We start from the raw sequence: 12984 nt of genomic DNA, 5'->3' as shown, positions 1-12984 counted from the left end.
CATCCCCTAACTAGGATTCAATCTCTTACGACTTTGATGAAGGTTCCTTTTACACCCTTGCCTTGGGCGCCTGTCTGCAGCCCGTCCGTGAGGGAATCAAGCATTGTTCCGAGCATTGGGCCATACCCTTCAGGTTCAAAGTCAAATCCGATCAAAGAGCCAAGTGTAAAGGCAACAGAAGTATAGAAGTGACCGTGCTGCTCGACCCCCGCCTTCTTCGCTTCCTCGTTTTTATCAGTAAGGAAGTCCACGATCTCCTTCGTACGCTGATGAAGCTCCTCTTTTGTCATTTCTTTCATTCGGTTCATATCGCACGCTCCTTCTTGATTCTCTGTTTCCATTCCTTGTCGCCCAAGCATTGGCCGGGAGTGACCTCAAAGTACCGACGCCCGCATACGAAGGAGACAAACTTCCCAGTCGCCCGTTCGTAATACATTCCGTTTAAAGCCGGTTGTTCGGGCTTTTCCTCATAATCTCCGAAGAGATCTAACTGTACGGGTTCTTTCAACTCTGCCGCCCCCTGTCATCCCTTAAAAACACGAAAGGGTATTTGACTTTTACCACAGTCCATCCAGGGTACCCCAGGGCGAAGTAGGCCCGGGTCTTCCGTTTGAACTCTTCCGGATTGGATGACATTAGCCGCCAGATCCGATTGCCCATCATGCTGCGCATGAGGGGAGAGCCGGTTAAGTTCTCCATCATTCAAAGTCCAGTTCGTCCTGAGTCTGGCCAACCTGATCATCTTGTTCATCACCGACACTGTAATCCTCTGGTGTCAGGTCGATCGGGATCTCTTCACTCCCGTCTTGGCTCGTTGGTGATGCTTCAATCTCTTTGCTGTAAGCCTCCTGCATCTCGATCGAGAGGATCCCCCACTTGGAGAGCATGTTGCGGATCACCGTTTTCTTCGCCATAGCGTCGTAATCTTTCTTCCAACCGAAATCAGACTTAGAAAACTTTTTGCGATGAGCCTCAATCTGATCTTTCGTCCAGTACACGGACTTCCGGAACCCGTTTACGAGCTCGAAATAACCGGCATAACCAATCACGGCATCTGACTTGCGCTTCTCAAAATCGAGTTCCAGTGCTTCTGTCAGAGGGTTCCACTTGATCAACTCGCCCTCATAAACCTCGATGACGTTGATGGCCTTGTATTGGGCCGTGCGCAGCGCCAACTGGATGTAGCCCTTGTAGCCGAGCTGGAACTGCGCTTTGCCTGAATAAGGGACGATCCATGCGTACCCGAGGTTCTTGTCCACCGGAAGGTCCAGTGTCGCAGCGACAATGCAGGATGAAATTACGCTCATCGGCTCCGCCTTTTGCAGCATCGCGTCCGAATTGTAGAGGTTGACGATCGATGTCATGTACTGGGCTGAGCGCTTATCCAGCAGCTCCTCAAACCGCTTCTTGATCGCCGGAGAGTTCAACAATGATTTAAGGCTTGTCCCTTGCGCTTTCGCCGGTGCGGTGCCGCCAGCGGCCCGCTCCTGCAACTTGTTTTCTAATGATGTCTTTGCCATTTAGGTCCTCCTCACTTCACCAAAAAACGTCTCGAGGACGAGGTGACAGCATATTTTTGATAAAGATCCGGTTGTTCTTTCTTCAGCCGACTTGTGTCCAATCTGGTACTAGTGGTCGACTTCCAAGTCGCGACTGGTTCGCCCTTAAACAGGGCCGTCTCGTTCTCACCAATAATCGATTTGAGCTCATTTTCGTATGCTTTGACCAACTCCTCAGCAGCTTTAGCATCCTCCTTCGCCGCCCGGAGATTCAAAACCAGTTCGGCTTGTGCCGCCGTAAGTTCGATCTCGCTGGCTGGCTTAGACTCGGGATACAACTTGTTCAGTAGATCCACCGAAGCCTGGCTACCGTCGATCGCCGGCGGTATGCCCTTCAAGACGTTTTCGTTCCAAAACTCCTTCTCAATCTTGACCAAGGAATCGATAATGCCGGGATTCCGCTCAACATACCGGTATTCAAACTTGTTTCCACCGATCAGGACTGCGAAGAACCCGTAATCCACGCCCAGGACCGCCATGTAATGCTGCAGCTGGATGGTGTACTCATCCGGCACCCGGTCTCCTTGCCATTCGTCCGCCTTGTATGCGCTGGTTGTCTTGCACTCCAGCACTCCGCGGCGCTTGTGTTCATCGGTAATCAACCGATCGACATTCCCAAGCATCCAAGGATATTCCGGATGCTTGTACATCTTGTTGCTGCGCTGCACCCGGAGACCAGTGCGAGCCATAAACTCCTTGGCAACCAGATCCTCAAGCTGCGTCCCCCAGTATGCCGCTTCGCCGGCTTCTTCCGGCTCGATCTGCCCTGTTTTCTCCATGAATACGGCAACCGGGGACTTGTAACGGTTCAGGCCAGCGACAGCTGAAGCATCGCTGCCGCCGATCCCCTTCTGACGCAATTTCAACCATTCTGAGCGTTCCAGACCCTTTGTCAGGGCCGCAACGGTCATTGCCATGAAAATATCCCCCTTCAAATAAAGTCGCTGATTCTCATACCGACTTCGGCAAGTTGTTCCTCCAATGATGGCCAGCGGAAAGCATTCTCTTCTTCGCAGTCATGCTCATCCAAGTAAAGATCATGTTCGTCCATGGGATATCCTCCCTCTTGTGTGATTCGCCCCCATCTGCTAATATGGGGGCATCGAAATTAATTTTTGGCACCAGATATGACCCGTTCCCGCGGGTCATTTTCTGTTTGGTCGTGTTCAGCGATCGTTTGCCATTCCACGATCACCGGACAGTTTTCGATGCTGGCGATCAGGCCGCCATCTTCATCCAAAACGTGAAGCTCTGAATGTATTCCAGTTTCAAATTCATATCCCACCTGCTTGATTTCGATGACCTCCCGGCCGTTAGCTTCAGTTCCGACCTCAAAGATCCGAGTCGGATTACTGACAACCGTAATCTTCTGAATCACATTCACGGCATTTCCTCCTTTCATATGTATTGCAAGGCGGACCAGGGGGCGGGCACCGCCTTGGATGCGTCAGCCGCATCTCTCGACGCCAGACAGGAGGAAGGTTATGATACTGTCCGACGCCGGGAGACAGGGCCGAAGCTCTGTCATTCGTACGAAAGTGTTGACTCGATTTGCTCCAACACTTCAGCCAACTCAGGAATTGATAAGCGTTTCAACATGGACGCTGCATTGATCCAATTCTCATAAGCTTCTTCTCGCAGCTTGTGGAGCTCATTTAATCTCTGGAGGTTATCCGGCTCTTCCTGAATAAATTTAATAATTGCATCTGTGCTAGCCCTAAGGGTCAAAGTAGAAGAAACGTACATTTCTGCTGATAACTGTGAGGTTTTCACAGTTCAATCCCCTTGCGCTTCTGACGCTGGCCGATTAAAATAGACACCAAGAGACCCTTAAGATGTGTTCTCAAACCTAATGTCCGCCCTGCCCGGCGGGCATTTTTCATTTCCAGCTCACTTTCTGCAAATCGAATCATGCTGTTTAGATAGGCAATCCCATCCACTAATTTGTTTGGATGAATCATTTTTTCTGGGTTACGAACGATGATCTGCAGGTTGTGCTCGGCGTTTCTCCCTGCTTCCAAAGCTTGCTTTGCTAATGTATCTCTTAACAATTCGAATCCCTCATTTCATATATTTTTTGGCCTTCATCATTGACCGGTGCTCTTTCCATGTCGCTAACCAGCTGAAGGAATACTCCTTACAGAGCACTGCCGCCAGATGGGTCAGCGCGGTGATCGCCTCGATCGTCTCCATTAAAAGTCGTTTAATCTGCTGCCGTTCCGATTCGTCAATTTGCTCATTTGTCTTGCTGATTGGAGCTTGTCCAGATACAGCGAGCACTTCCTTGATTTCCTCGACACTCTTGATCAGGACGCTCGCCCTATGTAAATCCACATTGTTGAGCCAGGGAGCAAAAGCACCACCGGTGACCTCCCCGGCTGCCGCAATGTAAAGCTGGCCGTCATCGTAATGTTTGGCCGTGGAGGTCATAACTTCCTTAGAAGGCTTCCTCGTGCCCTTTACGATCTTCCCGATCAGGGAAGCATCTACATGAGCTGCAGCACCGGCTGAAGCCCGTGTCTCCCCTTTTCGTTTCAGCACTTCCTCAAGTGCTGGCCCAAATTGTCTAATTGCCATTGCTTTATCAATCTCCTTTGTCCGATTTAATGGGAGATGACGGACAAGGATCTGATGTAATATGAAGTTGTGAGCAAAACCTTCCCCTCTCGTCATCCCCTCCGCCGCTGACAGCTGGTACCGCTCTGGCGGCTTTCTTCTATCCTCTTCAAATTTTTCATTGCTTCCTTCAGCACTCGTTTTCGCTCAAGCTTTGATAAGCTTTCAGGATTTACGGCATAATGCGGAAGCGACATGTCCAATGCGATTTCAACATCAATGTTTTTTAGCAAGCTTCTGGTTACAGTTGCTGATACACAGGCGGATCGAGATGTTTGACGCATCCATCTAAATCGCATTTTAGGCTCCTTCCTCGAACTCTTCCTTTTTCTCTGGTTCAGGAGCCTCGTGTACGATTCTTAGGGCCTCGACCATCCTTTCCATGTCTGGTACATATTCGGGTTTATAGGTGATGCCTGAAGGTGTTTTCATCGTGTCATCCCTCCTTTACTTGAATTTCACAAGCACATAACGAGTCTTATTGTGATCCGGCCACATACTATGCAAGGTCCAACCTTCTGAAAGCAACTTGTTCACCTTCTCAGGATCATTTGTTTCATTGACTGCCCTCGCTTCAGATAATTGATGTTCCATTTACCCGACCTCCTCACCAGAATGTTCTTTAAAGGAACATTTATCGTTAAAAAAATTTTCCCATGGTACTCCTAACACCATTGCTATTGATTTTGCCGCCTTCACCGATGGTGTTTTTGTTCCGCTCTCAATATTAGTGTAGTAACTTCGAGAAATAATAGCTTTTTCAGCAACTTGTTCATGTGTCATTGCTGCTTTTTCTCGAGCTATCTTTAACCACAATCTCAACAGACTCACCTCCAATTGTTCCTTTTAGTAACTTTATGTCACTATAATACGTTACCGAAAGGAACATGTCAACCATTAATGTGCCTTTTAGGAACATTACTTTAAAGTTTCTTTTAGGAACATTATAATAGCCTTATCCTTTAAAAGTTGGTGTAAATGTAGATGGAGATTTTTTCGAAGAGGCTTAAAGCTGAAAGAGAATCCTACAAGCAAAATAATCCTAAGTGGACACAAGAATATATGGCTGATCTAGTGGGAGTTGCACGAACTACATATACCGCTTATGAGAATGGCACAAAGCTCCCCCCAATGGATACTTTAAGTAAACTAGCAGATATATTCGATGTCGATACCGATTACTTGCTTGGTAGAACTTCTATCAGAAAAAAACCAGAGTCTAGTATGTCCTTTTTCGGCGGCCCCGAAAAGTACACTCCTGATGAAATTGAGGAAATGGAAGCAGCTCTTGAAAGATATCGTGAAATGAAGCGTAGAGCAACAGAACAAGCCGAAAAAGAAAAGAAAAGCAAATAATTTAGAATGGCCAGCTATGGCTTTTCTTTTTAACCAAAAAACGAACATATATTCCCTAAGTGAGGTGTATTTCATGATTTTTCCCAACTACTACGAAACCACACTGGAACAGTGGATATCTGATCGTTATCGAATAAATAATATCATTCACCCTGAAGACCTCGATTTAGATCGGATTAGTGACGCATTTCTTGTCGATCTCCAATATGACCAATGTCCACCGTTTTCAGATAATGAAGATAGAGTTATCTTCTTAAACAAGAAAGACCCCTATCCTATCGCACGGATGGTATTCTTCCATGAGCTTTGCCACGTGCTCAGGCATGCTGGCGATCAACGAAGGATGAACAAACTCTTTAGAGATGGCCAGGAGGCTGATGCAAAAGCCTTCATGTTGTACGCGTCAATGCCTTACTACATGATCTCTCAACTTGACATTCCTGAAAACCAAAGTGACGCAATATATTATCTGGCAAAGACGTTTCGTGTACCTCCAAAACTCGCTAAGCAGCGCCTCCTTCAAATTCAAAGAAGAGAGCTCCAAAGCACCCTGATGTTGTCTCAGACACCTATTGCAGGTGAGGTGCTTATTGACGTACCAGCAGAAACACAAATCTATGCATATTACGATCCAGCGGGCAATCTCGAGTACCCATCACAATTGATACTACATATTGACGAACACACCTTACATACATGTGATGAGCTTCTGTTTTCTATAGACGATTCCCTTGCCCACATTGATGAGAGTGAACTACAGGCTTTTGCTAATTGTCAGCCTGTGTTAAGTGATGACCTAGATTACAAAGACGGCAAATTCAGCTTAAAACTTGGTCAGCTCACAAGCAGATATCGTTACGCTGCACAGAGTTTTGTAATCCAGATGAAAGAACTCAAAACTGTAATGGAATTTCACGGAGCATATTGCACATAAGGAGGATCCCCATGATTAATTTTGCTGAAAACCAATTTAAAGACGTAGTGATATATCCCCGTGTTTCAAGTGATGATCAGCAAGAACGGGAAACAATTCAAAGTCAGATCGAGTTTGCAATTAAGTATTGTGAACTCCATGGTTTGAATATCACTGATTGGTATAAGGATGATGGTATCTCCGGGACAATTCCTTTAGACGAAAGACCAGAAGGTAAGAGATTATTAGAAGACGCCAAGGCGGGTAAGATCAAAACCGTCTTAATCTATAACATGAAACGACTTGGACGTAAGGCCCGAATCACTTTGGATGCTATATATCAACTTGAAGAGTACGGTGTAACCATCAAATCGATGACTGAGCCATTTGACACCAGTACACCAATGGGCCGTTTTGTTATTACATTATTAGCCGGTCAAGCGGAGTTTGATCGAGATACCCTGCTTGAAACCTTATGGCATGGAGCAAACCGAGTTGCTCGCTTAGGCCAATGGCTCGGAGGGATTGTTCCATATGGATATCAGGTAATTGATAAGTTCCTGCAGATCAATGAGGAGCCGCTGCCTGGTAAGGAAGATTTATCTGAAGCGGCAGTAATTCGTTTAATGTACCACCTGGTAGGTGATGAAAAGTGGTCAACGGTGCAAGTAGCTGATTACTTTAATTCTTTGAAAATCCCGCCTTCGTATGTGAAAGATGGACGTAAGATTAAAAAGGGAAAACGTAAGGTAAACACCGCTGGCGTATGGACACCAGGCAGAATTCGTAACATGATTGTAAGCACGACATATAAAGGGATTCATGTTTACGGGAAACGATCAAAAAAAGATCGGGAACTCATTAAACGAGAAGTGCCTGCAATTGTATCCGAAGATCAGTGGAATAAAGCCCAGCAGGCATTACACGATAACCAGATTGAGGCTTTCCGAAATCAGAATCGGGACAATCTTTTGCGAAGTCTTATCAAATGTGGAAGCTGTGGCTTAACTTATCACGGAGCTTCTTATGCAGGCTCTGGTCGTAAACCAACGGCCTATTATATCTGCGGTGGTAAGACAGTCTACAGAGGCCCCCTACAAGGCAAATGTCAATCCAAAAACATTCCGGCTGAATGGATTGACAACATGGTCTGGGAGGAATGTGTCCGATTTATACGTAATCCTGGTGATGCGATTAAGGAAATGAACACGGGGATGGAAATCCAAAAATCGAAGGTTGGGGGGTATTTATCTGAGAGAGAGATGGTCCAGAAAAGTATAGATGATAAACAAAACGAGCGTCAGGATATCCTCTCTCTCTACAGGCAAAAAATGATAACTGCATTAGATGTAGAGAAACAACTCCAGGAAATCATGACCGAAACTGTATCACTCGAAAACAGATTGAGAGAAATTGACAATCTTATCAGGGCCGAAGATAATCTGAGTAGAGATTTCAGCTCGGCGGAGGAATTACTACTGAGTCTAAGAAGCAAAATTGATGATAACCCATCTTTCGAGATTCGGCGCGAAATTGTCAAAACGTTGGTTAAATCTGTTATCGTTGAAACCATACCTTCTCCAACTGGAGGCAGACCTAAAGCAAACGTTATTGTGAATTACTCATTTAACAAAACAGTTCCAGCCGATTTAACATTTGCCCAAGGTAAAAATCACACGGTTGTCCGTGCGGCTATTACGGCAGCGACCATCCGGCACAGCAATGCACCTGCAGCGTGGCGAGGATCGCCCAATACCGCGCGCGGATATCCGGCCCCTTAATGGACCGGATCGATCTGCAGGTTGACGTGCCAAGGCCCAAAGAATGGCCGGGAAGCACGCCGCCGCTGTCCTCGAAGGCGATGCGCGACCAGGTTTATGCCGCCCAGACCATTCAGCTGGAGCGATACCGCCGCCTTCCGATCCGCTGGAACAGCGAATTGTTCGGCAGCTATTTAAGAACCCACGCTGCACTCGATAAAGCTTCAGCGGAGCTTCTCCAAGTAACGCTCGATTCCCTGGGGCTCAGCATGCGGGCATATGACCGGATATTGAAGCTGGCACGGACGATTGCGGATCTGGAGGCTTCCGCCGACATCCAGAGCCGCCATGTTGCCGAAGCCATTCAATACCGCCAGCTGGATCGGCAGTACATCGTTACGGAGGAGCCTCTATAAATCTGATAGGTTCAAAGCATAGTAGCTGTTGGCGATACTTCAACTCATATACATAAAGAACTCTCATGGCTGAATGTGCCTTGGAATCTTGCTTATCTATGGAGGGATTATGAAGAGAAAATGGTCAATCATGTTATTCCTATTCTTATTAGTTCTGGTTGGATGCTCTTCTTCCGCTGGAAGTTTCCCGTCGAATAACATGATTAAAATAAAAAAAGAGGTATACATTGCAAGCAATGACACAATTCCTAAGGATGAAATAGCCGATCACATAGGTGAGATTGAGGTATCCTCTACAGATGTAAGGGATCATGATGATGATCATATAATAAGCTCCAACTCCTATGAAGCAGGAACTAGACTATTCAAAATTAAAGATAAGAACCATATGGATATGATTGCAGTAGAAGAGTCTGAAGAACAATATGTGATCGCTTATAATACCAAGTATAAAAAGAGTAAGTAAAGAAAAAATGCCCCCTTAAGGATAATTTCCTTTTGTGTGGCATTTTTCACTCTCTTTGTGCCAATTGATCCTTGTCGAGTCAAGGAGATCCTATTGACAGTGTATTCTATTATAGCATTATCGGCCTTCCAGACTCCTCCATTGTGAAACGTGGAACGAGTTCGGACTGCGATCAAAAACTGATGGGTCGGATTATCTCCTGAATTAATCACGATTTAATCTCGCACCGGCAGGTCTTCGCAAGGAGATCCCCTCCTCTGAACAGGCCTTCGCCCTCGCAAAGGGCTGCCAAAAATATTCCGAATATCTAGGGTGAGTTGAACTACATATGGAAAGTGAAGCAATATCAATACCATTAACGAAGATTAGTCATATTATGAGAGAATTCTCAATCTCCCTAGTTAGTTGAAGAACATAGTAAGACCCTGCGAATGTTAAAGTGCAGGGTCTTAACTCTTTTAATTATTTTTTCATTGCATATTAATCAGCTTTTTTATCCATTTAATCGTAATTTCGTCTTGTACCTCTGGATTCATATCTGCAGGAAACTGTAAATATTGTTCTTCCTCTGGCAACTTATGCAGTTGACTCTGAATAGTAGCATCAGCCGTGCTGTCATTGTAATATTCCGGGAAGCGAAATTCTTGTCCTTGAAGTGACTGATAAACATGAAAACTGTACTTAATCCCATTCACTTCGCAAAAAGCATGTCCTTGAACTTTCGGATCACACCAGACATGCGTACCCTTCAATTTTTGCAAGGAAAGCATAAACCCATTCTTCTGCGCTTCCGTTAAATGAAAATCTTCCAAATAATACTTCATTGACACTCGATTAAAATTCGTATCGATAATCTGGTAGTTCAGAATTAACTCAGCGCCTCTTTTAAGAACAGGATTGAAATAATCCTCCTGAATCCTCCCCCTATACTTAAACAGTCGGCTCTGGACCAAGTAGTCGATATTGCTATGGTCTAAATTCCGACCAAATGTTAATAAAAATCTTCTCTTTTCCACTTTTATTCCGAACCCCATTTTGGAAGTGAATTATGATACAGGTCAACATTTCCCTTATGATCTTTCCAATCATCTTTAGTATGATAATGCCACCGAGTATGATTTCTAGATTGGGAAGTATAAACATCTAGCCTCAAGTATTCCTTACCATTTTGGCCGTATAAAGAGATTATATGTTCACCTTGTCTAATCCCGTTGGCTTCTGTAGCAGATTCTGGCCCGACGTTTCTAGAATAACCATTAATTTCGTACTCTCTTTTAATTCCTGGTTCTATCTTCGGCCATACTACCTCATCAAATTGTCTACCTATTTGCTGAACGATTTTTTCCCCATCTTCTTCTTTACTGCTGCTTTTATTATAGCAGAAACAACAGCCCAAACAATGGGCCAAACAGCTGGCGAAATTTCACTCTGAATATTGGAGTCTGACAAATGACTTATTGTAGATGTCTGGCTACTTGCTATATCTGCAAATGCAAGTATCATGGCAAATTCTCTGCTATATTCATTATATTGATCAATTTTCGCTCTTAAGTTATCGTCTGCCTCGATTGCTTCCTCTATACTGGTAGAGTTCTCTTGGATGAATAATAGAAGTTCTTGAATCTCGCTTTCAGTTAGGTTTAATTCATCTTGGATTTGCTGAAGTTCATTATGTGTTGGGAGGGCAGATACTGTAATTGCAGCGAATGCTGTATTTAACAACATTACCAAAACTAAAACCGATGCTATTTTCTTGATACTACGCCAAAAACTCAAATAAACCATCTCCTTATATATATTGTTTGTCACCACCTAGAAAATTACTATATATTCTATTTATTTACAAATGATGAAAGTTCTATTTTATTATATTGTTCTTTAATGAATATTAAATGGTATTTTTGGTATATTAAAATAGTTTCACTTCCAATATTTACATATAGGTTTAGCTAGCTAATTTCAGTCACTTTTCCAGATCAACTTGTTGATCACGATTACCAGTGATCTGCCTGAGGAAGTTATTCCCTATCATGTTAAACACAACCGCTATTACATCTTGAGTATCCGCGCTTCAGGCCGGCTACCGTCAACCTTACCATTCTATGTCTTCTCAACCATCCTCATATCACGAAACAACAGACTTTGAAACTCCCACGTGATACTTTCCAAACAGTGTACCCTGTCACGATCCCAGTGACATCCCGGGTAATATAGACTTCAGCTTGTTCAGGATGACTCGATGACTTCGTCCAACATATCGCTGATCATTTAATTCCTGCTTAGAGATTGACCGGAGTCCGTACCTTTGCCGAGCCCTACTGCATCTTCACAAAAGTGCCCGTACCTTTCCCCGACAACCGCCTCAGCTACCTGAGACCGAGTTGTCCGAATATTCTCCCGCAGTTTCCCGATCACTTGTCTTATTTCTTGAGGATTCTGCACGAAACGATTTACCCCATTGATGGTAAAAATCGTTTGGAGTAGTATGAAGCTATGAGTACACCTAATATAACCAAATTTTATATCCCCACGCCTCGGCCGCATGCGGTTTTCCGGCGGCGATTGACCGAGAGGCTCAGCAAGGGGTGTTACCGCAAGTTAACCTTGATCTCTGCACCCGCGGGCTATGGCAAAACGACGTTAGTCAGCGAATGGCTCAACAGCTGCGGGCGGGCGGCTGCATGGATATCGCTCGAAGAAGGGGACAGCGAACTTACACGCTTTTTGACCTGTTGGATTACTTCATTACAGACACTTAAGGAGAATATAGGGGAAGGCATACTTGCTGTGCTTCAAACTCCCCAACCGCCGCCGACCGAGTGGATCCTGACCGCTCTTCTTCATGAAATCTCTGCGATTTCATCTCCGTTCATCCTTGTTCTAGACGATTATCACGCAGTGAAATCGGAAGCGGTCGATGCTGCTTTGCTCTTCATGCTGAACCATTTTCCCTCACAAATGCATCTTGTCATAACCACCCGCGAAGACCCAAACATCCCGCTGGCTCGATTTCGGGTTCGGGACCAATTGAACGAGCTGCGTGCAGCCGATTTAAGATTTACGTTCTCCGAATCCGAGGATTTTTTGAACAATGGCATGAGCCTTGAATTATCCGGGGATCAAATAGCCTCATTGGAATCGCGTACCGAAGGCTGGATAGCCGGTCTGCATCTGGCAGCGCTTTCCATCCAGGGAGATCGTGACGCCGTTCGGCTCATTCCGTCTTTTAACGGCCGCCATCATTTCGTCCTCGATTATCTGGTAGAAGAAGTCCTGGATCGGCAGCCGATGGCCGTTCAAGCCTTTTTGCTGCGGACATCCATCCTCGAGCGGCTCTGCGGGTCTTTATGTGACGATGTCATGTTCGAGGAGTCGGTTTCCAGTAATGAAACATTATTGGAGCTTGAGCTTAAGAATCTGTTCGTCGTGCCGTTGGATCATGAACGACAATGGTATCGCTATCATCATTTGTTTGCCGATTTACTCCGCAAAAGGCTGCAGGAAAGTCTTGATGATAGCCATATTGCTGAATTGCATAGACGAGCGAGTGCCTGGTACGAACACAATGGCTACGAAATCGAAGCATTCCGCCACGCCGTGGAATCCAACGACATGGATCGCGCCGCATTGCTGCTCGAAGGCAATGGAATGCCGCTGCATCTTCGCGGGGCTGCGAGCATTTCCTTGACTGGCTGGCGTCATTGCCTGCTGCCGAATTGAACGCCAGACCTGCATTGTGGGTGATGTATGGTTCAGCGTTGCTGATCACGGGCAAGCTGACAGGCGTTGAGCACAAGCTGGCTGCAGCAGAGGCGGCTTTGGCAGGTGCTGAAGAAGACGTCCGTGTCAGGGATCTGATCGGAGTGATTGCCGCCACTCGAGCGACATTGGCATCATT

19 protein-coding genes and 1 pseudogene are annotated in these 12984 nt (G+C 45.5%); 6 read left to right on the top strand and 14 right to left on the bottom strand.

Features of this window, described 5'->3' with window-relative positions; translation table 11 throughout:
* Positions 1–17: 17 nt before the first annotated feature.
* The 11 genes from NST44_RS15970 to NST44_RS15920 all read right to left on the bottom strand — a co-directional run bounded on the left by NST44_RS15970 (position 18) and on the right by NST44_RS15920 (position 4997).
* Positions 18–308 (bottom strand): hypothetical protein, encoded by a 291-nt coding sequence (locus NST44_RS15970; RefSeq protein ID WP_340900087.1) that lies wholly within the window; start codon positions 306–308, stop codon positions 18–20.
* Complete coding sequence (locus NST44_RS15965; protein WP_340900086.1) at positions 305–508, bottom strand: hypothetical protein; 204 nt, start codon at positions 506–508, stop codon at positions 305–307. The genes NST44_RS15970 and NST44_RS15965 overlap by 4 nt, the downstream gene beginning before the upstream one ends.
* Positions 509–698: 190 nt before the next feature.
* Entirely contained in the window at positions 699–1520 is an 822-nt protein-coding gene (locus NST44_RS15960) for a recombinase RecT (protein ID WP_340900084.1), read from the bottom strand.
* Between the two features lie 11 nt (positions 1521–1531).
* Positions 1532–2476 (bottom strand): YqaJ viral recombinase family nuclease, encoded by a 945-nt coding sequence (locus NST44_RS15955; RefSeq protein WP_340900082.1) that lies wholly within the window; start codon positions 2474–2476, stop codon positions 1532–1534.
* 191 nt (positions 2477–2667) lie between these two features.
* The gene (locus NST44_RS15950; RefSeq protein WP_340900081.1) at positions 2668–2943 is read right to left on the bottom strand and encodes a hypothetical protein; all 276 of its coding nucleotides are present in this window, start codon (positions 2941–2943) and stop codon (positions 2668–2670) included.
* Between the two features lie 140 nt (positions 2944–3083).
* A complete protein-coding gene (locus tag NST44_RS15945; protein WP_340900080.1) occupies positions 3084–3332 on the bottom strand; it encodes a hypothetical protein in 249 nt (82 codons plus the stop codon).
* Positions 3329–3610: a hypothetical protein gene (locus NST44_RS15940; protein ID WP_340900079.1), complete on the bottom strand. Its 282-nt coding sequence runs from the start codon at positions 3608–3610 to the stop codon at positions 3329–3331. The genes NST44_RS15945 and NST44_RS15940 overlap by 4 nt, the downstream gene beginning before the upstream one ends.
* 10 nt (positions 3611–3620) lie before the next feature.
* Positions 3621–4136: an XRE family transcriptional regulator gene (locus NST44_RS15935; RefSeq protein ID WP_340900077.1), complete on the bottom strand. Its 516-nt coding sequence runs from the start codon at positions 4134–4136 to the stop codon at positions 3621–3623.
* A 339-nt stretch (positions 4137–4475) separates the two neighbouring features.
* The gene (locus NST44_RS15930) at positions 4476–4607 is read right to left on the bottom strand and encodes a hypothetical protein (RefSeq protein WP_340900076.1); all 132 of its coding nucleotides are present in this window, start codon (positions 4605–4607) and stop codon (positions 4476–4478) included.
* Positions 4608–4622: 15 nt separating this feature from the next.
* Entirely contained in the window at positions 4623–4769 is a 147-nt protein-coding gene (locus NST44_RS15925) for a hypothetical protein (RefSeq protein WP_340900075.1), read from the bottom strand.
* Positions 4770–4997, bottom strand: a complete 228-nt coding sequence (locus NST44_RS15920) for a helix-turn-helix transcriptional regulator (protein ID WP_340900074.1) — start codon at positions 4995–4997, stop codon at positions 4770–4772.
* A 162-nt stretch (positions 4998–5159) separates the two neighbouring features.
* Between NST44_RS15920 and NST44_RS15915 the strand changes: the two genes are divergently transcribed.
* From NST44_RS15915 to NST44_RS15895, 5 genes and pseudogenes are all read left to right on the top strand, one after another.
* Positions 5160–5531 (top strand): helix-turn-helix domain-containing protein, encoded by a 372-nt coding sequence (locus NST44_RS15915; RefSeq protein ID WP_340900073.1) that lies wholly within the window; start codon positions 5160–5162, stop codon positions 5529–5531.
* Between the two features lie 73 nt (positions 5532–5604).
* Complete coding sequence (locus tag NST44_RS15910) at positions 5605–6465, top strand: ImmA/IrrE family metallo-endopeptidase (protein WP_340900071.1); 861 nt, start codon at positions 5605–5607, stop codon at positions 6463–6465.
* Positions 6466–6476: 11 nt separating this feature from the next.
* Positions 6477–8225 carry a recombinase family protein gene (locus tag NST44_RS15905; protein WP_340900069.1) on the top strand — a complete coding sequence of 583 codons (1749 nt, stop codon included), beginning with the start codon at positions 6477–6479 and terminating at the stop codon, positions 8223–8225.
* A pseudogene (locus NST44_RS15900) lies at positions 8126–8620 on the top strand (magnesium chelatase subunit ChlI family protein); the annotation flags it as partial. The gene NST44_RS15905 and the pseudogene NST44_RS15900, both read left to right, overlap by 100 nt.
* 109 nt (positions 8621–8729) lie before the next feature.
* Positions 8730–9086, top strand: a complete 357-nt coding sequence (locus NST44_RS15895; protein ID WP_007132768.1) for a hypothetical protein — start codon at positions 8730–8732, stop codon at positions 9084–9086.
* A 470-nt stretch (positions 9087–9556) separates the two neighbouring features.
* On the opposite strand, the gene NST44_RS15890 is transcribed toward NST44_RS15895, so the two are convergent.
* Genes NST44_RS15890 through NST44_RS15880 form a run of 3 tightly spaced genes read right to left on the bottom strand, consistent with a single transcriptional unit; the run spans position 9557 to position 10862 of the window.
* A complete protein-coding gene (locus tag NST44_RS15890) occupies positions 9557–10102 on the bottom strand; it encodes a hypothetical protein (protein WP_007132767.1) in 546 nt (181 codons plus the stop codon).
* Between the two features lie 2 nt (positions 10103–10104).
* Positions 10105–10482: a YpjP family protein gene (locus NST44_RS15885; RefSeq protein ID WP_340900068.1), complete on the bottom strand. Its 378-nt coding sequence runs from the start codon at positions 10480–10482 to the stop codon at positions 10105–10107.
* Positions 10410–10862: a hypothetical protein gene (locus NST44_RS15880; protein WP_340900067.1), complete on the bottom strand. Its 453-nt coding sequence runs from the start codon at positions 10860–10862 to the stop codon at positions 10410–10412. The genes NST44_RS15885 and NST44_RS15880 overlap by 73 nt, the downstream gene beginning before the upstream one ends.
* A gap of 717 nt (positions 10863–11579) precedes the next feature.
* On the opposite strand from NST44_RS15880, the gene NST44_RS15875 reads away from it, so the two are divergent.
* Positions 11580–12806, top strand: coding sequence for an AAA family ATPase (locus NST44_RS15875; protein WP_340900066.1), 1227 nt, complete (start codon positions 11580–11582; stop codon positions 12804–12806).
* The last annotated feature ends 178 nt before the right edge of the window (positions 12807–12984 follow it).

It is taken from the genome of Paenibacillus sp. FSL W8-0919 (genome assembly GCF_038003785.1).
Lineage (GTDB): Bacteria > Bacillota > Bacilli > Paenibacillales > Paenibacillaceae > Paenibacillus_AQ > Paenibacillus_AQ lactis.
Note: the sequence above shows the minus strand (reverse complement) of the source record. Positions and strands in the feature narration are given on the sequence as shown.